The organism is Flagellimonas alvinocaridis (genome assembly GCF_004916895.1).
Classification (GTDB): Bacteria; Bacteroidota; Bacteroidia; order Flavobacteriales; family Flavobacteriaceae; genus Flagellimonas; species Flagellimonas alvinocaridis.
This window is the reverse complement of sequence record NZ_SNTZ01000001.1, coordinates 399977-419854: the sequence shown is the minus strand read 5'-3', so window position 1 is coordinate 419854 and position 19878 is coordinate 399977. Positions and strand designations below refer to the sequence as shown.

Here is a 19878-nt window from a genome sequence, read left to right as displayed (position 1 = left end):
CTTTAAGGGTGGCTTGTTTTTTGGATAGAAGGGATATTTAACAAAATTCGTTATACGCTTCCATCAAATTTTCAGCGATAAGCTCAGCAGGTCTGCCTTCAATGTGGTGTCGCTCGATCATGTGAACCAACTCCCCATCTTTAAACAGGGCCATACTTGGCGATGATGGAGGGAAAGGAACCATGTGGTTTCTTGCGGTATTCACGGCATCGGTGTCCACTCCAGCAAATACGGTCGCCAAATGGTCCGGTCTTTTGGAATTCTGAAGGCTCAATTTGGCCGCTGGTCTCGCATTGGCTGCGGCACAACCACAAACCGAATTGACCACGATCAAAGTGGTGCCCTCTTGCTTAAGGGCGTTCTCAACAGCTTCACTTGTATATAGTTCTTCAAACCCGGCGGTTGCCAAGTCTGCACGCATAGGTTTTACCAATTCTTCAGGATACATAGACTACTTTTTAATTAAAGTTCAAAGATACGGTTTTGTTGGTTTATTTTCATGCTCCTTAACATTGTGTAAGGTATAGCTTCTTGCACAAAGCCCTATATTTGGGCTTTAATTTTTTGTAGGATGATCAAGTGGGTTGCGGCCTTAATTGGATTTTTTATTAGAGGAATCGTTGGGGCGGTCTTGGGATTTTTTGTGGGCAGTATATTGGATGGGCTTGGAGGCTCGTCAAAATCATCAAGAAGTGTTTTTCAGGATTTTACCCGCCAGAGTGTTTCCCCGGCCGATTTTGAACTGAATCTACTCTCTCTGTGCTCCATTATCATTAAAGCCGATGGACAGGTGAGCCAACGTGAGTTGGACTATGTTAGACAATATTTTTTGAGCACCTACGGAAAGGAAAAGGCCAATGCTATTTTCAGAACGTTCAATGAAGTGATCAAGAAAAGGGAAATCTCTGCCCAACGGATTTGTACCTATATGGTCCAACGTACCCGTTACGAAGTGCGGTTACAATTGCTACACTTTTTGTTCGGGATCGCCCAGGCCGATGGGCAGGTAAGTCAGGCAGAGACTTCCAAATTGCGGGAAATTGCCGGGTACCTTAGGGTGGGGATGCATGATTTTGAAAGTATCATGGCCATGTTCATTAAATCTGCCGATAATGCCTACAAGATTTTGGAGATAGAAAGGAGCGCTACCGATGAGGAGGTAAAAAAGGCCTATCGAACCATGGCCAAAAAATACCATCCGGATCGTGTAGTGACCGAAGATAAAGCCATTCAAAAAGGGGCCGAAGAGAAGTTCAAGGAAGTACAAAAGGCCTATGAGACCATTCAGAAGGAACGTGGGATTTCATAGGTTTGGTTAGGAGTTAGGAGTTAGGAGTTAGGACGAAGCTGGCTTAAAATTTAAATAGATAAGTATGCAAGAATTCTTGTTTTATATCAAATTGGGGCTTAACCACGTTTTGGACTTTGGGGCATACGACCATATTTTGTTCTTATCGGCCTTGGCCATTCCCTTTACATTTAAACATTGGAAACGTGTAGTGATCTTGGCGACTGTATTTACCATTGCCCATTGTGTGTCTTTGGCACTTTCGGTATACGAGGTTTTTACGGTTGATGTAAGCCTTATTGAGTTTCTCATCCCCGTTACCATTTTGCTTACCGCTCTCTTTAATTTTACCTATGTGTTTAGAGAGGCAATGCAAGTGGGACTATATCTGCACCTTTTGGCTACAGCCTTTTTTGGATTGATCCATGGTTTTGGGTTTTCCAACTATTTTAAAATGCTCATGGCGGAAGAGGAAGACAAGATTACCCCATTGTTGGGCTTTGCAACTGGAATAGAACTTTCCCAAGTCACTATAATCTTGGTGATTTTGACCTTGGCATTTGTGGTTTTGGATGTACTGAAGGTGAAAAGGGCCATTTTTATTGCCGTCGCCTCTATTTTGGTGATTGCCATTACAATACCCTTGCTCATTGCAACGTTTCCCATGTAGGCCCTTCGTTAAAATTAATCGAATAAGGTTGTACGGGTCTATCAAAGCGGGTATATTTAATTATTCTCGACTTATTTAATGGATTTTATGAAGGAGAGCAAACAAGAAAAGTACGACAAAGCTTATCTGCGGATGGCCTTGGAATGGGGAAAACTTTCCTATTGCAAAAGAAGACAAGTAGGGGCCATTATCGTAAAGAATAGAATGATCATTTCTGATGGGTACAACGGAACACCCACCGGCTTTGAAAATATCTGTGAAGACGATGAAGGGTATACCAAATGGTATGTGCTTCATGCTGAAGCCAATGCCATATTGAAGGTGGCCTCCTCAACCCAATCCTGTGAGGGCGCTACCTTGTACATTACCTTGTCTCCATGTAGGGAGTGCAGCAAATTGGTGCACCAGTCTGGCATAAAACGTGTGGTGTACCAAACTGCATACAAAGATGACTCAGGATTGAAATTTTTGGAACGGGCCGGTGTTGAAATAGTACACATGCCCATTCTGGAGGAAATGGTGTAAGCCTCAACTCTTGCTATTATGAAGAAAATTAATGGATATATATGGCCCACATTGCTTGCTCTTGCCGTAGCCATAGGAATTTTTATAGGTGGGAAACTTCATTTTAATGATACTCCCGAAAAGCTATTCTCAACCAATTCCAAAAAAGACAAACTTAACAGGCTTATAGATTATATAGACTATGAGTATGTTGATGAAATAGATACCGATAGTATTGTTGATGTTACCGTGAACAATATCTTGGGCAAGTTAGATCCGCATTCGGTATACATCCCTAAAAGTGAAATGGATGAAGTTTCAGAAAACATGAAAGGAGACTTTGCCGGTATTGGGGTAAGTTTTTATATGTTCAAGGATACCATCACGGTAATACGGACCATAAAAAATGGGCCAAGCCATATCAGCGGCATTAAAGCTGGGGATCGCATTTTAACGGCAAACAACGACACTCTTTTTGGCAGACGCGTACCCAATAGTGAGGTGGTCTCCAAACTCAAGGGTAAGATTGGCACCAAGGTAGATCTTAAAGTTTTCCGAAAAGCTGAAAACAAAACCCTGGATATCACGGTTACCCGCGGCCATGTGCCTATCCGAAGTGTGGATGCGTATTATATGCTCACCAAAGATATGGGGTACATCAAAATCAATCGCTTTGCTGAGTCGACCTTCAAAGAATTTAAGGATGCCCTAAAAAAACTAAAACTGCGAGGAGCGGAAAAATTGGTACTTGATCTTAGGGACAATCCCGGTGGTTATCTGGGTATTGCCGAGAAATTGGCAGACGAGTTTTTGGAAGATGATAAGTTGATTCTCTTCACTAAAAACAAGAAGGGAAGAGTAAAAAAGGCCTATGCAACCAGCAAAGGGGATTTTGAGAACAAACCAGTATATGTATTGATCAATGAACGTTCTGCATCGGCAAGTGAGATTATTGCAGGGGCGCTTCAGGATAACGACATAGGAACCATTGTGGGAAGACGTTCCTTTGGTAAGGGATTGGTACAACGTGAAATGGATTTAGGTGATGGTTCCGCCGTGCGCCTGACCGTATCCAGATACTATACCCCAACAGGTAGGTCCATTCAAAAATCCTATAAAAAAGGACATCGGGACTACTATCAAAAATTTATGGAACGGTATAGAAATGGGGAGCTGGTTTCGGCAGACAGCATTAAGGTGGCAGATTCCCTAAAGTTTCGTACGCCAAAAGGAAAAATTGTCTATGGCGGAGGTGGAATCATACCCGATGTTTTCGTCCCTATCGGAAGTAATGAGGAGGAAGCCATTGAAAGTATGGATGACACCTACCAATTCTTTTCCAGATTTGTTTTTGAACATTTGGAAGAGGATAGAACCCGCTATGCCATTTATGATATGAATCAATTTTTGGAGGAATTCCGTGTGGATGACATCCTTTTTGATGAGTTCATCCAATTTGTACTGGATCGAAAAATCAAATTGGATTTCTATGCCCAAGAAGAGAAAATAAAAGCCTACATAAAGGCCAATATTGCAGAACAATTGTTTTCTCCCAATTTATCTGCGGAAATCAAGGGGGAACATGATTCCATGCTCAATAAAGTCTTGGAATTGGATATGGCCACTTTGGGACAACCCGAAGTAGGGGCCACCATTAAGATGCAAGACTAGTTGTCCTTCAACTTCTTCTCTATCTTCTTTGAAGTCATAAAAATCAAAAGAAGCACCACCGCACACAAAGATGCCACTATGCCGATCAAGGCAATGGTACTGTCTCCTTGAAATGGGTTTTCAAAATCCACTAAAGTTACATTATAGGCAATCAGCCCCAAGGCCAAAACGATAAGGATTATGCTGAATGTTCTGTTCATAAACAAATTTATTGTCCGTGCTCAAAGAGTTGGTTGATGTTTGCTGCAAAAAGCTTTACCGCTATGGCCAATAGGATTACACCAAATACTTTTCGGATAATGCTAAGACCGTTTTTGCCCAACACCCGCTCTATCTTGGCACTGGATTTTAATACCAGATACACAAAGATAATGTTTAGAACTATGGCCACGATAATGTTTTCCACATAGTATTCTGCCCTAAGGGACAAAAGTGAGGTCATGGTACCGGCACCGGCAATAAGTGGAAATGCAATTGGGACAATAGAGGCGCTTTCCGGCACATCGTCTTTGTACAGCGTAATGCCCAAAATCATTTCAATGGCCAGGAAAAAGATGATAAATGAACCAGCCACGGCAAAGGAGTTTACATCTATGCCAATCAGTTTTAGAATGCTTTCCCCTACAAAAAGAAAAGCAACCATGATACAGGCGGCCACAATGGACGCTTTTTCGGATTGAATATGTCCTACCTTGTTCCGCAGTCCAATGATTACAGGGATACTACCCACAATATCTATGACCGCAAATAGAATCATGCTGGCTGTAACGATTTCCTTAAAGTTGAAATTCATGGCTGTATTTTTTTCAATCTGCAAATGTACGTGTAAAAATGACTTTTGGATGATATAAAAATGTTTGGAAAATGTCAAATTTTGGGTTTTGGAGTACCTTTGCCAAAAAACTGGGGATAAGATGTTCCAAATAGGAAAAACCATAGTGTCCGAAGAGATTCTGGAGAACGATTTTGTCTGCAACCTGAATGCCTGTAAAGGGGCTTGTTGTGTGGGCGGGGAGTATGGCGCTCCAGTAGAGGATTCCGAAACCGATATTTTGGTTAACATTTACGAAGAGGTAAAACCTTATTTAAGACCAGAGGGAATCAAGGCTATTGAGGAACAAGGTGCTTTTGTGAAAGGTGAAGACGGGGAATGGGAGACCCCGTTGGTAAATAACAGTGAATGTGCCTACGTAATCTTTTCGGAGGATGGTATTACCAAATGTGGCATAGAAGCGGCCTATGAAGATGGCGCCACTAAATGGAAAAAACCAGTGTCTTGCCATCTTTATCCCGTGCGGACCCGCGAATATTCAGAGTTTACGGCAGTGAACTATCACAAATGGGAAATCTGTGACCCTGCCTGTAGTCTTGGAAAGGAGTTAAAAGTGCCGGTATATAAATTTGTCAAAGAAGCCCTGATTCGAAAATTTGGAGAGGAGTGGTACAATGAGTTGGAAGAAGTGGCGTCTGGAAACCAAGCCACTAAATCGTAGGGATGTCCAAAATGACTTTGGTACCGATTGAATTGCCGCTTTCATCAAAAAGATCTACAATATCCACATCGAACTTGTTCTGGTAATCCTTTGAAAAGTTGGCCAAACGTTCTTTTGTGATTCGGATTCCCACCGATTTTCTTTTGAGCACCCTATTTTCTTTGTTCACTTCAGCAGCGCCCCTACCCACACCATTGTCCACTATTTCTATGGAGACATGACTTTGATTTTTTCGTTTAACGTTCACATGGATTTTCTTTTCACCTTCTTTTGGGGAAAGTCCATGCCATAACGAGTTTTCTAAAAAAGGCTGCAAAGCCAAGGAGGGCATTTTTATGCTGGTGGGACATACATTTTCGTCTACACTGATCCTAAAATCGATTTCGTTGGAAAACCGGATATTCTCAATGTTCATATACAGTTCAACCGTCTCCAGTTCCTCGGCGAGGGTAATTTCTTTTTGGGACGAGGCTTCCAAAATCTTACGGACCAACTTGGAAAATTTATTCAAATAGTGAACGGCGTTTTTTTGCTCGTTGTTGATGATGTAAAGTTTTATGGAATTCAATGAGTTGAACAGAAAATGGGGATTCATCTGGCTCCGAAGCATGTTCTGTTCCAAAGAAAGGACTCTTTTCTCGTTCTTACTTTGATATTGTCGATATAGAATATAGAGAATGGAAGAAATAAGCCCAACGATCAGTGCACTTACCAATAAGGTAGTCTGGTTTTTTCGCAACCTTAGGCGAACAATTTCATTCTCCTTTGCAAGAACAGAAATTTGATTGTTCTTTTTGTCTGCCTCATACCTGACAATGACATCGTTCATATATCTCAGATTGGTGGCGTTCGAAATCTGATCGTTGTATTCCTCGGCTTTTTTAAAATATTCATAGGCCTTTCGGTAATCGCCCCGCGCCTCTTCAAGTTCGGTAAGCTTCTGATACCCGTAGAGTATGTTACTGGGAATGTTTCGACTTTTAGCCATTTCCAACCCTTCTTCGAGGAATGCATTGGCCTTGTCGTACTGCCCCAATTTGGTATGGGCCCACCCGGTGTTTATAAAAACGTAGGAAGTAATGGAAAAATCCCCAATGTTTCTGGACTCTTGGTGCAGTGGTTCCAAAAGAACAATAGCGGCATAGGGCATGCCTTGTTTTAAATAAATTTGTGCCAGACTGTTTTTGCATATGACGCGACCTATATCAGAATTTATTTCTTCATTGTAGGCCAAAGATTTTCTATAGTTTTCCAGAGCGGCCTCTAAATCGCCCTTTTGCTCCAAACAGTCCCCAATGTTTTGGTGGTTGATGGCAAGCCCCAATTTGTTGCCAAGTTCCTCCTCTAGTTTTAGGGCTCTTTTAAATTGTAGTATAGCCAAGTCATACTGCTCCAAAGTTTGATAGAGGTTCCCAATGCTGTTCAGGGAAACATTAATGCTTCTTTTAATATGGTGCGAAGGGTTTTCTACCTGTTCGGCCATCTCCAAGGCCTCTTGGTTGTAATCCAAGGCCGTTTTAATGGCGTCGGTGCGTCGGTAGACCACTCCCAACATGTTTAAACTGAATACCCTTAATTCAGTATTATTGGCTTTTTCAGACAGTTCCAATGCTTGTTCGTGGAGGTCTACTGATTTTTTAAATTGGGAGATGTTTCTGTATTTCATGCCAAGTTGATTCAGGGCATAGGCCTCTCCCTCTAAGTAGGCTGCCTTTTTAGACTCTTGGGCGAAATAACGTAGTAAGGTTGTGTCCCTTTTTTCAGATTTAAGCTCTGTATCCAAAGCCAAATAAGTTTTTGGCATTAACTGAACCACCCGTTCCACTTTCTCCTTAAACTCTTCGGGGATTTCCTGTGCATGGGAAACACTAAAAAACAAAATGCCTAAAATTAAGAATAGCGTTGCCCTTTGCAGTCGATCTAGATTTTCGATGTGTTTGGACTCTATTTTAAGCACGGGAAAAAGGGGGTTACAGCATATCCAGAAAATCGGATTTCTTTTGCCGGGAGACGGGAATTTTGTGGTTGGATTCCAAGACCACATAACCGTCTGTTTTTAGAAACTCTTTTATCTTGTTCAGGTTGATGATATAGGAATTATGAATCCTAAAAAAGCTGGTTTTTGGTAAAAGTGTATTTACCTCCTTCAGTTTTTTGGTGAGCAGAATTTTTTGGCCATCACTCAAAAATATGGTACTGTAATTACCATCCGATTCAGCATATAGGATATCATCACTGTTTAGGAACAACAATTTACCATCAGTGTTAATTGTAATTTTCTTACTGTGCGATTCCGAGTTGAAGTTCAACAGGATTTTTTCTAATTTATTGACGGTCAAATTCTTAGCGTTGAATTTTTTGATCTTCGCTATGGTCACTTGCAAATCGTCGGTATCAATGGGCTTAAGCAGATAGTCTATGGCCTCGTTCTTTAGGGCTTGCAGGGCATATTGGTTATACGCTGTGGTAATAACAACCGGAAAATCTTTGTTCTTAAGGCTTTTAATAAACTGAAACCCATCCATGGCAGGCATTTCTATATCCAAAAAAAGACAGTCGGGGGTATTGCGCTCCAAATAGGCCAGTGCCTCATGGGCATCGGTAAAGGAAGCAACAATATCCACTTCATCGCTCAGGTTGGTTAATTCCCAACTTAAGCTTTGTAGTGCTTTTATTTCGTCGTCAACAATTACAGCTTCTAACATCCAATGGGGATTAGGTAAATCAAATTTAGGATTATTCTTCCAACACCTCCTTAATTTATGTGCTAATGGATGTATTACACGTATAATCGGTAAAAAATGCAAGATCAAGCGAAAAAGCTGCGCTTTTGGGCCTGTATGTCGTTGATTTCATGAAACCATCAACAGCATGAAAACCGATTATACACAAAAGATGACCGTTTATACATCCCATTGGCAGGGAGGTTTTTTGTTCGTTATCTTGGCTCTGTCAAAAATTGGAGGAATTAGTTTTACTGCTATGAGAAAATGTGTTGTGTTGTTTGTGATTTTGGTGGCAGCCTTGATTTTTGCTGCTGTTTCCGAAAAGAAAGCACTAAAGATACAGTCCAATTGGGACCAGATGGCGGTGAAGAACAGTCACCTGCCCAAATAAGGAGTTCATACACATATTGCCAATAATTGTACGGCCGAAGCAACCATTCTCTTGATTATAGAAACCGCTTGCAAAATTAAATCTTCGGTCTGCCACGGTGTCATATTGGTTTTAGGTTTCGGGGGAACTACCTAAAATTTCAAGGATTCCATTGGCAAGGCTTGAAGAGGCCGTACTGTTTGGTAATATTCGGTTAAGCCTCTGAGTTTAATCTTCATAAATAGGAAAGACCAAAAAGTATGGTAAAATATACTTTTTGGTCTTTTTGCATTCAGAATGTCCTGCTCTAAAAACTTATCATTTTTTGGCTTTTGGCCCAAACCCAAGGAACATCGCTGGCGACCCTAGATTTCAACAGGTTGTGTTAAAAACTTTGCCCTTGTTTTGACAAATCCAACTTTACAATCTAATAACATTTTTGAATCTTTGTTAGCCCTATTCACATGGAAATTTCCTTCCAGATTATAAACTTTTTAACGAGATACTATGTCGACAGCCATTGAACCCATATTGCAAGAAAACAAGGATAGATTTGTGATTTTTCCCATAAAGCACCATGATCTTTGGGATTGGTACAAGAAATGTGAAGCATGTTTCTGGACGGCGGAGGAAATTGATTTGCACCAAGATTTGACAGATTGGAATTCTAAGCTCAATGATGATGAGAGGTATTTCATTAAACATATTTTGGCCTTTTTTGCGGCTTCGGATGGTATTGTAAATGAAAACTTGGCGGAAAACTTTGTAAATGAAGTGCAATATTCTGAGGCCAAGTTCTTTTATGGCTTCCAAATTATGATGGAGAACATACACTCTGAAACCTATTCCCTTCTCATTGACACTTATGTGAAAGATGAAAAGGAGAAGAATATACTGTTTCAGGCCATAGAAAATTTCCCGGCAATCAAGAAGAAAGCGGATTGGGCCCTAAAGTGGATAGAGTCCCCAAGTTTTGCTGAGCGTTTGATCGCTTTTGCCGCCGTAGAGGGTATTTTCTTTTCCGGTGCGTTCTGTTCTATTTTCTGGTTGAAGAAAAGAGGGTTGATGCCAGGGCTCACCTTTTCCAACGAACTGATATCCAGGGATGAAGGAATGCATTGTGATTATGCGGTGCACCTGCACAACCACCATTTGGTGAACAAAGTGCCCAAAGAACGCATTAAGGACATAATTGTGGATGCCCTAAACATAGAAAGAGAGTTCATTACCGAGTCACTTCCAGTGAGCCTTATAGGAATGAACGCAAAACTAATGACCCAATACTTGGAGTTTGTTACAGATAGATTGTTGGTGGAACTGCAATGTGAAAAAGTCTACAATGCCACCAATCCTTTTGATTTCATGGACATGATATCGCTCCAAGGAAAGACCAATTTCTTTGAAAAACGAGTTTCCGAATACCAGAAAGCTGGCGTTTTAAACAAGGAAAAGGACTCAGATTCGCAAAAAATTAGTTTCGACGCGGACTTTTAATTAGCCTATTTTTTTGTTGACTTCCAATGCCCCCGGAAGTCTTCAAGACCTTAACCTAAAAATGTTAAAATTTTAACATTGTCAAGTGCAATTGGACAAAACACACAGATCAATTAAAACACTAGTAGCACCATGTATGTAGTAAAAAGAGACGGAAGAAAAGAGCCGATCATGTTCGACAAGATTACGGCTAGAGTTAGAAAACTTTGTTATGGACTAAACATCCTTGTAGACCCGGTAAAAGTAGCCATGAGGGTTATTGAAGGTTTATATGATGGTGTTACTACTTCGGAGCTGGACAATTTGGCTGCAGAGATAGCGGCGACCATGACAACGACACATCCAGATTATGCCAAACTTGCGGCAAGGATTTCCGTTTCCAACCTGCACAAGAACACCAAAAAGTCCTTCTCGGAAACCATGAAGGACCTTTACGAATATGTGAATCCAAGAACAGGAAAAAAGGCCCCATTGCTATCGGATGAAGTGTACAAGGTAATCTCTGAAAATGCAGATACTTTGGATTCAACCATAATCTATAACCGTGATTTTGGCTACGATTATTTCGGTTTTAAAACCTTGGAGCGCTCTTATTTGCTGAAAATCAACGGTAAAATTGCAGAGCGACCGCAGCACATGCTTATGAGGGTGGCCGTGGGAATCCATTTAAATGACATGGAAGCTGCAGTGGAAACCTATGAGTTGATGTCCAAAAAATACTTTACACATGCTACGCCAACCCTATTCAACTCAGGGACACCAAAACCGCAGATGTCATCCTGCTTCCTGTTGGCCATGAAAGATGATAGTATCGATGGGATTTACGACACCCTAAAACAAACCGCAAAGATTTCACAGTCAGCGGGGGGGATTGGACTATCCATTCATAACGTCAGGGCTACAGGATCCTACATTGCAGGAACCAATGGAACATCCAACGGAATTGTGCCCATGCTACGTGTGTTTAATGATACTGCACGCTACGTGGATCAAGGTGGAGGAAAAAGAAAGGGCAGCTTTGCCATTTATGTGGAACCGTGGCATGCGGATATCTATGATTTCTTAGACCTTAAAAAGAACCACGGTAAAGAAGAAATGAGGGCACGGGATTTATTCTATGCCATGTGGATACCAGACTTGTTCATGAAACGGGTGGAAGCGGACGGTGAATGGACCTTGATGTGCCCTAATGAATGCCCAGGTCTATTTAACAGCCACAGCGAAGAGTTTGAAGCACTTTACACCAAATACGAGGCAGAAGGAAAAGGAAGGAAGACCATTAAGGCCAGAGATCTTTGGGAAAAGATATTGGAATCCCAAATAGAAACAGGTACGCCCTACATGTTATATAAGGATGCTGCCAACCGAAAGAGCAACCAAAAAAACTTGGGTACTATCCGTTCTTCCAATCTCTGTACTGAGATTTTGGAGTACACTTCCCCAGATGAGGTGGCCGTATGTAACTTGGCCTCCATTGCGTTGCCCATGTTCATAAAGAACGGTGAATTTGATCACAAGGAACTATTCAGGGTAACCAAGAGGGTAACCAAAAACCTGAACAGGGTCATAGACCGAAATTTCTACCCTGTTAAGGAAGCGGAAAATTCCAATATGAGACATAGACCCATTGGTTTGGGTGTGCAAGGTCTGGCGGACACTTTTATCATGCTAAGATTGCCATTTACCAGTGATGAAGCCAAAAACCTGAACCAAGAGATTTTCGAGACCCTATACTTTGCTGCCGTTACCGCATCCATGGAACAGGCCAAAGAAGAAGGCGCCTATTCAACCTACGAAGGTTCGCCCATATCTAAAGGTGAGTTTCAACACAACCTATGGGGTATTAAAGATGAAGAGCTTTCAGGAAGATGGGATTGGGGTAAACTCAGAAAAGATGTTAAAAAGCATGGAGTACGTAACTCCTTGTTGGTGGCACCAATGCCAACCGCATCTACTTCGCAGATTTTGGGCAACAACGAATGTTTTGAACCCTATACTTCAAACATCTATACCCGAAGGGTGCTTTCAGGAGAATTTATTGTAGTAAACAAGCACCTATTGGAAGATTTGGTGAAGTTGGGTCTATGGAATGAAAACCTAAAGCAGGAGTTGATGAGAGCCAACGGTTCTGTTCAGGATATTGATGTTATCCCGGAAGACATCAAAGAGCTATACAAGACCGTTTGGGAGCTTAGCATGAAGGATATCATCGATATGAGTAGACAACGTGGCTATTTTATTGATCAAAGCCAATCTTTGAACCTATTCATGGAAAATGCCAATTATTCCAAGTTGACCTCGATGCATTTTTATGCCTGGAAAAGTGGCTTGAAAACAGGAATGTACTACCTACGAACCAAGGCTGCAGTGGACGCCATTAAGTTTACATTGGATAACACCAAGAAAAAAGAAGCTCCTGTCAGTGTTGTGGCCGAAGTGGAAGCCAAATCGGTATCTGCGGAAACTATCAAGGTAGAGGCCACATCTGTGGATCAGCAGGAAGTAGATATACAGCCCCTTACACCGGAAGAAATGAAAGAAATGATTGCACGCGCCAAAGCAGGTCAAGCAGATGATGACTGCTTAATGTGTGGATCATAGTCTGTACTGTACTCAAACAGTACATGTGATAGTGTTTATTGATTAGATGCCTCGGAAAAGTTCACCCCACCATGAACAACTTCCGAGGTATTTTTTTACTTGAAATAAGTACAGGGATAAAAACAAAAAACCTCCTGCTTAGGAGGTTTTTATCAGTATAAAGAACAAAACTTACAATGACCAGGCCTTGCCTCCCGTCAGTGTATTCAAATCTCCACAGGCAATATATTCACCAGGTATGGGTAAATAAGCCAAAACTTCTTCACCAACAAATTCAGAAGATTTATAGGCCCAAGTAGCCAAGTTTCTTAAATCGTTGGCAAAGGAAAAGCTAGCGATGTCTTCATCCAAGGAGGCTTCTCCACCCTGTTTAATCGCATCCATATAGCTGTTTATGGCTTCAAAGTGGGCTTCCTCTTCCTCATCGGTGCGTTTTTTGAGATAGGTCTGCAAAGCAGGTTCTATATCAGCGGACTCAATATCCAATAGGGATTCTTTTCCTGAATCGGCCAAGACCTTGTCAAAGAAATTGCCCATTTTCAGTTTTACAAAATCCTGCTGCTCCTTAGGTAAAACCTCGTTCAAGTATGCATCAATAAAGACATGTACGTTCATCTCCGTGGCGGAGGGAGTGTCTGTCTTAGGAAGAATGACATCCAAGGTTTGAGCCAAGGCATAGCCCTGTTCCTTGCCCAAAAAGGAAGGAATCCATTCTGCATAGGCCGCTTTGTCCTTACAGCTTTGAAGCAACCCTAAAAGGGTGGGAGTGGCAACGGCATAGCCAAAAGCCATACCCATATTCTTAAGTGCGGATCTTCTTTCCATTATATATTTCCTTTTTTAAGTTCTTGAACAGCATGGTTTGCCGCTCTTGCAGTAAATGCCATATAAGTCAATGATGGGTTTACACAACTAGCTGAGGTCATAAACGCTCCATCAGTAACATAAACATTCTTACAGGCGTGTACTTGGTTGTTTCCATTGACCACGGAAGTTTTTGGATCACGACCCATACGTGCGGTACCCATTTCATGGATGCCCAATCCTATGGCATAAGGATTGTCATAGGGTGTAATGTCCCTTGCTCCTGCTTTCTCAAGCATTTTAACCGCTTGGTCTGTCATGTCCTTACGCATGTTCAATTCGTTTTCCTTGATCTCGGCATCAAATGTCACGGTAGGCAATCCCCATGGATCCTTTTTGTCATAATCCAAGGTCATTTTGTTGTCGTGATAGGGAAGAATTTCTCCAAAAGCGGTCATACCCATGTTCCATCCGCCTGGGGATAGAACAGCGTCCTTGTATTCTTTTCCAAAGGCAGCTTCGGCGATCATTTCTTCATAATTGCCACGACCGGCACCACCTTGGTACCCATATCCACGAACAAAATCCTTCATATTGGAATCGCCACCAAGATTTCGGAACCTTGGAATATAAATGCCATTGGGCTTTCTGCCTTTGTAGTATTTGTCTTCGAATCCATCAAATTTTCCACTGGCACCAGCCAAGAAATGGTGGTCCATGATGTTGTGTCCCAGTTCACCGGAGTCGTTGCCCAATCCATTTTCAAACCTGTCCGATTTGGATTGCATCAAAATAGATGTGGAAGCAATGGCAGAGGCGCAAAGGAAAATAACTTTGGCCTTGAACTCGAACTCTTCCTTGGTTTCTCTATCTATGACTTTGACCCCAGTTGCTTTTTTGGTATTGGGGTCATAAATGATTTCATGCACAATGGAATCAGGCCTAAGGGTCATGTTCCCTGTTCTTTCTGCTGCGGGTAATGTAGATGAAACGCTGCTGAAATAAGCGCCAAACGGACACCCGCGAACACAACGGTTTCTAAACTGGCAGCGTACACGGCCATCACCTTCAAATTTTTTGTCACTGTTAATGTGGGCCACCCTACCGGCCGTAATCACACGACCTCCAAAATGTTCTGCCACTTTGCCTCTTACGTGGTCTTCAACGCAGTTGAGTTCCATCATCGGCTCAAATTGCCCATCGGGCAATTGTGGCAGCCCTAGGTTTTCACCAGAAACCCCGATATAACTTTCAACTTTATCATACCAAGGGGCAATATCTTTGTAGCGTACCGGCCAATCCACGGCAATGCCTTCATTCTTGTTTGCGGCAAAATCAATGTCACTCCAACGGTAACTATGGCGTCCCCACATAATGGAACGACCTCCTACGTGATACCCCCGCATCCAATCAAAACGCTTGACCTCATTGTATGGGTGTATCAAATCATTGACAAACCAGTGCCTGGATTCTGCTCTAACTGTATAACCGGTTCTGGCCTGTTTCTCTTGTTGTTTTAGTTCTTCTCTTGTGGGTTGCCCAGCGTGGGGAAAATCCCAGGGGTCTTTGTTGGCTGTGGGATAGTCCTCACGGTGTTTTACCATGGGACCACGCTCCAAGACCAAAGTCTTGAGTCCATTTTCACAAAGCTCCTTGGCAGCCCAACCACCACTGATGCCTGTGCCTACCACAATGGCATCATAGGAGTCCTGCTCCTGGTTGTAATAAAATTTACTCATTTATTCGGATTGTTTATTTCCTAAATGTATTAATTATTAAATTAATTTTCTACATTTAAACCCTATGTTTATTGAGAATTCGCTACTATAACGTTGTAGTTTTTGTATTCCATGTGAAATTTTATTAAAGAATCTTATGAAGAGACATTTTTTTGCCAAGAATGGCACTTTGGCTGTAGTAATGCTTGTGATGTTGGGAATGTTTTCCTGCAAACAAAACCAAAAAAAGGAAGAAACGGATAGCCAGGATGTGGCCGAAGAGGTAACAGCAACAACTGATGAAAGCGTGTTGAAGATTTCCTTGGCCCAATGGTCCATGCACAAAATGATACGTGAAGAAGGAATGGATCCCTATCGTTTTGCTGAAAAGGCCAAAGAATGGGGGTTTGAAGGATTGGAGTATGTGAGTGGGTTATATTATCCAGAACTGGAGAAAGACAACTTCTCCGAAGAAGCCATGAAAAAATTCGTAGAGAAGAGTAAGGCCGAAAGTGAAAAATATGGATTGGAAAACCTGATCATCATGATTGACGGCCAAGGGGATTTGGCCGCTGCCGATGAAAAAGAGCGAAAAGAAGCTGTTGAAAATCATTATAAATGGGTAGATGCCGCTGCCGCTTTGGGCTGTCATTCCATTAGGGTTAACCTCAATGGTCTTATGGAGCCAGAAGCCTGGACAGAAGCTTCTGTTGATGGACTGACCCAATTATCTACCTACGCCAAGGGTAAGAACATCAACATTATTGTGGAGAACCACGGAGGGCCCTCATCTAATGCAGCCATGCTTGTAGATGTTATGAAGCAGGTGAATATGGACAATTGTGGTACTTTGCCTGACTTTGGCAATTTTTGCATCAAAAGGGAAGCAGGGGATTATTACGAATCCAAATGCCTGGAGGAGTATGACAAATATCAAGGAGTGCGTGAACTTATGCCTTATGCCAAGGCCGTGAGTGCCAAATCCTATAATTTTGATGAAGAGGGGAACGAAACTGCCATAGACTATGCCGAGATGATCAAAATAGTTAAGGAAGCTGGTTACTCAGGCTATGTGGGTGTAGAATATGAAGGCAATGAACTAAGTGAGGAAGCAGGTATTTTGGCAACAAAAGAATTGTTGGACAAACTGCGTTAGACGTTCACTATAAGGTAAAGAGGTATGAAGGGATTCTTGCAACAGCTCTTCGATTACAATTTCTACTGCAATAAAAAGCTGATAGGGCAGCTCCATTCCATGGAACAAGTCCCTGAAAATTGTATTCGCCTTTTTAGCCATATCCTGAATGCACATCACATCTGGAACCAAAGGATATTGGAAAAGCAACCGGACTTTACGGTTTGGCAGGAACAACCTGTGCAAAACTGGGAAGACATCCATTACGATAACCAAAGGACATCCTTTGAAATCATTACCAATACCGATGATCTTAACAAGAGGGTGGAATATGAAAACAGTGAGGGAAGGACTTTTGCCAATGACGTTAAAGACATCCTTTTCCACGTGGTGAACCATTCTACCCACCATAGGGGCCAGATTATGATGGATTTGCGTGCATCTGGCACAGCCCCTGAACCTCTGGACTATATTTTTTATAAACGATAAACTAAACTGACTAAAATGAGTTTTAAAACCAAATTCCAACTGTCCTTTATGATGTTCCTCGAATTTTTTATTTGGGGCGGATGGTTTGTGACCCTAGGAACTTTTCTGGGGAACAATTTAAATGCAACCGGGGGAGAGATTGCCCAAGCTTTCTCAACACAATCGTGGGGAGCCATCATTGCTCCTTTCATTATTGGTTTGATTGCCGATAGATACTTTAATGCTGAACGAATCTTGGGAGTGCTGCATTTGGTTGGGGCCTTCCTGATGTACCAAATGTACCAAGCTGATGAGTTTGCGTTATTTTATCCGTACATTCTGGGGTATATGATTTTGTACATGCCCACATTGGCCTTGGTGAATTCCATTTCCTTCAGCCAAATGAAGGATCCAGCCAAGGAATTTTCGCCTATCCGCGTTTTTGGGACTATTGGATGGATCGTTGCCGGATTGGTCATTAGTTATATTTTCTTTTGGGATTCCCCAGAAAGTATTCAAGCAGGAATGCTGAAGAATACCTTTTTGATGGTAGGTATCGCTTCCGCCGTTTTGGGGCTTTTTAGTTTCACTTTGCCCAAGACCCCTCCAAGCGTTAACAAGGACGAAAAAGTATCGGTTGCCGACATGTTGGGGTTGGATGCCTTGAAACTTTTAAAGGATAGAAACTTCCTGGTTTTCTTTATCTCATCGATTTTGATCTGTATTCCATTGGCATTCTATTATCAAAACGCCAATCCGTTTTTGTCTGAAATTGGAATGGAGAACCCAACCGGAAAGATGACCATTGGTCAAGCTTCAGAAGTATTGTTTATGCTCCTTTTGCCGTATTTCTTCACCAAATTTGGATTCAAGAAAACCATAATCGCAGGGATGTTGGCTTGGACTGCTAGGTATTTGCTGTTTGCTTATGGAGATGCGGGAAGCTTGACATTTATGCTCCTCTTGGGGATTGCACTGCACGGCATTTGTTACGATTTCTTCTTTGTTTCGGGACAGATCTATACCGACAGCAAAGCTGGTGAAAAATACAAGAGTGCTGCCCAAGGGTTGATTACCTTGGCCACCTATGGGGTGGGGATGCTCATCGGGTTCTGGATAGCCGGACAGATAACGGACAACTATCTTATTTCAGAAAACAGCCATGATTGGGCAAGTATCTGGCGCTTTCCTGCTATTTTTGCTTTTGCTGTGGCAATTATCTTTGCCTTGTTGTTCAAAAATGAAAAAATAGAATACAAAGAGTAAATTAAATAAAACATGCCAAAAAAAATTAGATTAGGAATACTTGGAGGAGGCGGTGATTCCCTTATTGGGGTATTGCACAGAGTAGCTTCTTTCATCAATGATAACTATGAAATTGTGGGGGCGGTCTTCAACCCCAATTTTGAGGACAGTGTGGATTTTGCCAAGGAAATAGACATTCCTACCAACCGCATCTATAAAGATTTTGATACGTTGGTGGAGGAGGAGTTGAAGCTTCCAGAGGATGAACGTATTCAAGTATGCTCCATCCTTACGCCCAACTTCTTGCATTTTCCCATGGCCAAAAAGTTGTTGGAAAACGGTTTTCACGTCATCTGTGAAAAGCCCATGACCACCACCTATGATGAAGCCATAATCCTTCAGGAAACCTTGGCCAAGGCCGGGACTGTTTTTGCGGTTACGCATACCTATACAGGCTACCCCATGGTACGCCAAATGCGGGAGATGATCAAAGAGGGTGCCTTGGGAAAAATCCACAAAGTGGATGCGCAGTATTACCAAGGCTGGATCAACCCCATCATACACGATAAGGAAAAACGGTCAACCGTATGGCGCTTGGATCCCAAAAAAGCGGGAATCAGTTCTTGTATGGGAGATATTGGTGTCCATGCCTTTAATATGATTGAGTATACCACCGGACTTCAGGTAAAATCCCTGCTGTGTGATTTCAACTACTTGTATGCTGACAACCAAATGGATGTGGACGGAACCGTGTTGGTCCGTATGGGAGAACATGTAAAAGGCCTTGTTCGTGCAAGTCAGGTGGCCACTGGGGAAGAGAACAACCTTACTATTGCCATTTATGGGGAAAAGGGAGGTTTGCGATGGGAGCAGGAAAATCCCAATTATCTCTATAAACTAAACGACCCAGAACCATTACAGGTATTAAAACCTGGCCATGCCTATAATTCAAAACTTTCATTGGATGGCACCAAGTTGCCTCCTGGTCACCCTGAGGGAATTTTTGATGCCATGGCCAATATATATTTGGGAGTGGCAAGGGCCATACGTGGTGAGGAATACAATAGCGGAGAATTCCCAACCATGACCGATGGTGTTCGTGGACTAAATTTCATAGAAAATACCGTAGCTTCACACAAACAAGGTAACATTTGGGTGGACATGGATTAATATTTCGGCCTAGTAAATTAGATATAATGGCTGCCGTTTGGTGGCCATTATCTTTTATAGAGCATTTCAAATTGCTCGAATACCACGATCATACTTTCTTTGGGGACTGCACCAAATGCTGCAAGTTCCCGTGAATAATAATCCCAATGCGTCTTTTTCCAATAGTCAAGACTTTTGTCGCCTTCGCCTTCCAGTCTGGCATGCTCTTCACGAATACTGAAATAGGGCAACAACTTCACGGAAGTAGTGCGAATCACACATTTTGCATTGCCTTTCCAATCGGTCACCACATAAAAATCACCGATTTTAGGCAGTTTTTCATTCCGAAGCTGTAGACCTTTTAAAGAATGGGATGTAGCTCTTTTGATTTCTTTGCATGCCAATTCAGCACAGGTGTCGGCATCCTTTTCATTGTCACAAAAGTGGATAACTTTAGGTGCATCCTCAGAAGCAAATTCCAAATGGGCGTCCAAAAAATCGCCCCATAGATTTCGGGCTGAAGCATTTTCCATAAGCAGGTT

20 protein-coding genes are annotated in these 19878 nt (G+C 42.1%); 12 read left to right on the top strand and 8 right to left on the bottom strand.

Annotation, left to right across the window (positions count from 1 at the left end; translation table 11 throughout):
- Window positions 1-37 precede the first annotated feature (37 nt).
- On the bottom strand, window positions 38-448 hold the full coding sequence (locus tag EZV76_RS01875; RefSeq protein ID WP_136564888.1) for a BrxA/BrxB family bacilliredoxin: 411 nt from the start codon (window positions 446-448) through the stop codon (window positions 38-40).
- Between the two features lie 123 nt (window positions 449-571).
- Between EZV76_RS01875 and EZV76_RS01870 the strand changes: the two genes are divergently transcribed.
- From EZV76_RS01870 to EZV76_RS01855, 4 genes are all read left to right on the top strand, one after another.
- Window positions 572-1309, top strand: coding sequence for a TerB family tellurite resistance protein (locus EZV76_RS01870; protein ID WP_136564887.1), 738 nt, complete (start codon window positions 572-574; stop codon window positions 1307-1309).
- Window positions 1310-1373: 64 nt separating this feature from the next.
- Window positions 1374-1958 carry a HupE/UreJ family protein gene (locus EZV76_RS01865; protein ID WP_136564886.1) on the top strand — a complete coding sequence of 195 codons (585 nt, stop codon included), beginning with the start codon at window positions 1374-1376 and terminating at the stop codon, window positions 1956-1958.
- A gap of 87 nt (window positions 1959-2045) precedes the next feature.
- Window positions 2046-2483 carry a deoxycytidylate deaminase gene (locus EZV76_RS01860; protein ID WP_136564885.1) on the top strand — a complete coding sequence of 146 codons (438 nt, stop codon included), beginning with the start codon at window positions 2046-2048 and terminating at the stop codon, window positions 2481-2483.
- A gap of 18 nt (window positions 2484-2501) precedes the next feature.
- On the top strand, window positions 2502-4133 hold the full coding sequence (locus EZV76_RS01855; protein ID WP_136564884.1) for a S41 family peptidase: 1632 nt from the start codon (window positions 2502-2504) through the stop codon (window positions 4131-4133).
- Here the strand turns inward: EZV76_RS01855 and EZV76_RS01850 are convergent.
- Both EZV76_RS01850 and EZV76_RS01845 read right to left on the bottom strand, forming a co-directional pair.
- Window positions 4130-4333 carry a hypothetical protein gene (locus tag EZV76_RS01850; protein WP_136564883.1) on the bottom strand — a complete coding sequence of 68 codons (204 nt, stop codon included), beginning with the start codon at window positions 4331-4333 and terminating at the stop codon, window positions 4130-4132. The two genes, EZV76_RS01855 and EZV76_RS01850, sit on opposite strands and share 4 nt — an antisense overlap.
- Window positions 4334-4341: 8 nt before the next feature.
- Window positions 4342-4926 (bottom strand): MarC family protein, encoded by a 585-nt coding sequence (locus EZV76_RS01845; RefSeq protein WP_136564882.1) that lies wholly within the window; start codon window positions 4924-4926, stop codon window positions 4342-4344.
- A gap of 121 nt (window positions 4927-5047) precedes the next feature.
- Between EZV76_RS01845 and EZV76_RS01840 the strand changes: the two genes are divergently transcribed.
- Window positions 5048-5626 carry a DUF3109 family protein gene (locus EZV76_RS01840; RefSeq protein WP_136564881.1) on the top strand — a complete coding sequence of 193 codons (579 nt, stop codon included), beginning with the start codon at window positions 5048-5050 and terminating at the stop codon, window positions 5624-5626.
- On the opposite strand, the gene EZV76_RS01835 is transcribed toward EZV76_RS01840, so the two are convergent.
- A complete protein-coding gene (locus EZV76_RS01835; protein WP_236640835.1) occupies window positions 5616-7583 on the bottom strand; it encodes a tetratricopeptide repeat-containing sensor histidine kinase in 1968 nt (655 codons plus the stop codon). The genes EZV76_RS01840 and EZV76_RS01835 overlap by 11 nt on opposite strands.
- A 13-nt stretch (window positions 7584-7596) precedes the next feature.
- A complete protein-coding gene (locus EZV76_RS01830) occupies window positions 7597-8331 on the bottom strand; it encodes a LytR/AlgR family response regulator transcription factor (RefSeq protein ID WP_136564879.1) in 735 nt (244 codons plus the stop codon).
- A gap of 166 nt (window positions 8332-8497) precedes the next feature.
- Here EZV76_RS01830 and EZV76_RS01825 point away from each other — a divergent pair, with 166 nt between their 5' ends.
- From EZV76_RS01825 to EZV76_RS01815, 3 genes are all read left to right on the top strand, one after another.
- Window positions 8498-8743, top strand: a complete 246-nt coding sequence (locus EZV76_RS01825; protein ID WP_136564878.1) for a hypothetical protein — start codon at window positions 8498-8500, stop codon at window positions 8741-8743.
- Between the two features lie 486 nt (window positions 8744-9229).
- On the top strand, window positions 9230-10216 hold the full coding sequence (locus tag EZV76_RS01820) for a ribonucleotide-diphosphate reductase subunit beta (RefSeq protein WP_136564877.1): 987 nt from the start codon (window positions 9230-9232) through the stop codon (window positions 10214-10216).
- 132 nt (window positions 10217-10348) lie between these two features.
- On the top strand, window positions 10349-12817 hold the full coding sequence (locus EZV76_RS01815; RefSeq protein ID WP_136564876.1) for a ribonucleoside-diphosphate reductase subunit alpha: 2469 nt from the start codon (window positions 10349-10351) through the stop codon (window positions 12815-12817).
- 171 nt (window positions 12818-12988) lie between these two features.
- On the opposite strand, the gene EZV76_RS01810 is transcribed toward EZV76_RS01815, so the two are convergent.
- Both EZV76_RS01810 and EZV76_RS01805 read right to left on the bottom strand, forming a co-directional pair.
- Window positions 12989-13642 carry a gluconate 2-dehydrogenase subunit 3 family protein gene (locus EZV76_RS01810; protein WP_136564875.1) on the bottom strand — a complete coding sequence of 218 codons (654 nt, stop codon included), beginning with the start codon at window positions 13640-13642 and terminating at the stop codon, window positions 12989-12991.
- Window positions 13642-15360 (bottom strand): GMC oxidoreductase, encoded by a 1719-nt coding sequence (locus tag EZV76_RS01805; RefSeq protein ID WP_136564874.1) that lies wholly within the window; start codon window positions 15358-15360, stop codon window positions 13642-13644. Before EZV76_RS01805 ends, EZV76_RS01810 begins: the two co-directional genes overlap by 1 nt.
- A 136-nt stretch (window positions 15361-15496) precedes the next feature.
- On the opposite strand from EZV76_RS01805, the gene EZV76_RS01800 reads away from it, so the two are divergent.
- From EZV76_RS01800 to EZV76_RS01785, 4 genes are read left to right on the top strand one after another with little or no spacing between them, the layout of a single operon-like run.
- Window positions 15497-16495, top strand: a complete 999-nt coding sequence (locus EZV76_RS01800; protein WP_136564873.1) for a sugar phosphate isomerase/epimerase family protein — start codon at window positions 15497-15499, stop codon at window positions 16493-16495.
- 24 nt (window positions 16496-16519) lie between these two features.
- The gene (locus EZV76_RS01795; protein ID WP_136564872.1) at window positions 16520-16963 is read left to right on the top strand and encodes a DinB family protein; all 444 of its coding nucleotides are present in this window, start codon (window positions 16520-16522) and stop codon (window positions 16961-16963) included.
- Between the two features lie 15 nt (window positions 16964-16978).
- Window positions 16979-18208, top strand: a complete 1230-nt coding sequence (locus EZV76_RS01790) for a nucleoside permease (RefSeq protein ID WP_136564871.1) — start codon at window positions 16979-16981, stop codon at window positions 18206-18208.
- A gap of 12 nt (window positions 18209-18220) precedes the next feature.
- A complete protein-coding gene (locus tag EZV76_RS01785; protein WP_136564870.1) occupies window positions 18221-19357 on the top strand; it encodes a Gfo/Idh/MocA family protein in 1137 nt (378 codons plus the stop codon).
- 47 nt (window positions 19358-19404) lie between these two features.
- Here the strand turns inward: EZV76_RS01785 and EZV76_RS01780 are convergent, their stop codons facing one another.
- Window positions 19405-19869 (bottom strand): ASCH domain-containing protein, encoded by a 465-nt coding sequence (locus EZV76_RS01780; RefSeq protein WP_136564869.1) that lies wholly within the window; start codon window positions 19867-19869, stop codon window positions 19405-19407.
- Window positions 19870-19878 lie beyond the last annotated feature (9 nt).

Coding starts and splice junctions, on each gene's coding strand:
- EZV76_RS01875 (WP_136564888.1), bottom strand. CDS start 448: ATGTATCCTGAAGAATTGGTAAAACCTATGCGTGCAGACTTGGCAACC.
- EZV76_RS01870 (WP_136564887.1), top strand. CDS start 572: ATGATCAAGTGGGTTGCGGCCTTAATTGGATTTTTTATTAGAGGAATC.
- EZV76_RS01865 (WP_136564886.1), top strand. CDS start 1,374: ATGCAAGAATTCTTGTTTTATATCAAATTGGGGCTTAACCACGTTTTG.
- EZV76_RS01860 (WP_136564885.1), top strand. CDS start 2,046: ATGAAGGAGAGCAAACAAGAAAAGTACGACAAAGCTTATCTGCGGATG.
- EZV76_RS01855 (WP_136564884.1), top strand. CDS start 2,502: ATGAAGAAAATTAATGGATATATATGGCCCACATTGCTTGCTCTTGCC.
- EZV76_RS01850 (WP_136564883.1), bottom strand. CDS start 4,333: ATGAACAGAACATTCAGCATAATCCTTATCGTTTTGGCCTTGGGGCTG.
- EZV76_RS01845 (WP_136564882.1), bottom strand. CDS start 4,926: ATGAATTTCAACTTTAAGGAAATCGTTACAGCCAGCATGATTCTATTT.
- EZV76_RS01840 (WP_136564881.1), top strand. CDS start 5,048: ATGTTCCAAATAGGAAAAACCATAGTGTCCGAAGAGATTCTGGAGAAC.
- EZV76_RS01830 (WP_136564879.1), bottom strand. CDS start 8,331: ATGTTAGAAGCTGTAATTGTTGACGACGAAATAAAAGCACTACAAAGC.
- EZV76_RS01825 (WP_136564878.1), top strand. CDS start 8,498: ATGAAAACCGATTATACACAAAAGATGACCGTTTATACATCCCATTGG.
- EZV76_RS01820 (WP_136564877.1), top strand. CDS start 9,230: ATGTCGACAGCCATTGAACCCATATTGCAAGAAAACAAGGATAGATTT.
- EZV76_RS01815 (WP_136564876.1), top strand. CDS start 10,349: ATGTATGTAGTAAAAAGAGACGGAAGAAAAGAGCCGATCATGTTCGAC.
- EZV76_RS01810 (WP_136564875.1), bottom strand. CDS start 13,642: ATGGAAAGAAGATCCGCACTTAAGAATATGGGTATGGCTTTTGGCTAT.
- EZV76_RS01805 (WP_136564874.1), bottom strand. CDS start 15,360: ATGAGTAAATTTTATTACAACCAGGAGCAGGACTCCTATGATGCCATT.
- EZV76_RS01800 (WP_136564873.1), top strand. CDS start 15,497: ATGAAGAGACATTTTTTTGCCAAGAATGGCACTTTGGCTGTAGTAATG.
- EZV76_RS01795 (WP_136564872.1), top strand. CDS start 16,520: ATGAAGGGATTCTTGCAACAGCTCTTCGATTACAATTTCTACTGCAAT.
- EZV76_RS01790 (WP_136564871.1), top strand. CDS start 16,979: ATGAGTTTTAAAACCAAATTCCAACTGTCCTTTATGATGTTCCTCGAA.
- EZV76_RS01785 (WP_136564870.1), top strand. CDS start 18,221: ATGCCAAAAAAAATTAGATTAGGAATACTTGGAGGAGGCGGTGATTCC.
- EZV76_RS01780 (WP_136564869.1), bottom strand. CDS start 19,869: ATGGAAAATGCTTCAGCCCGAAATCTATGGGGCGATTTTTTGGACGCC.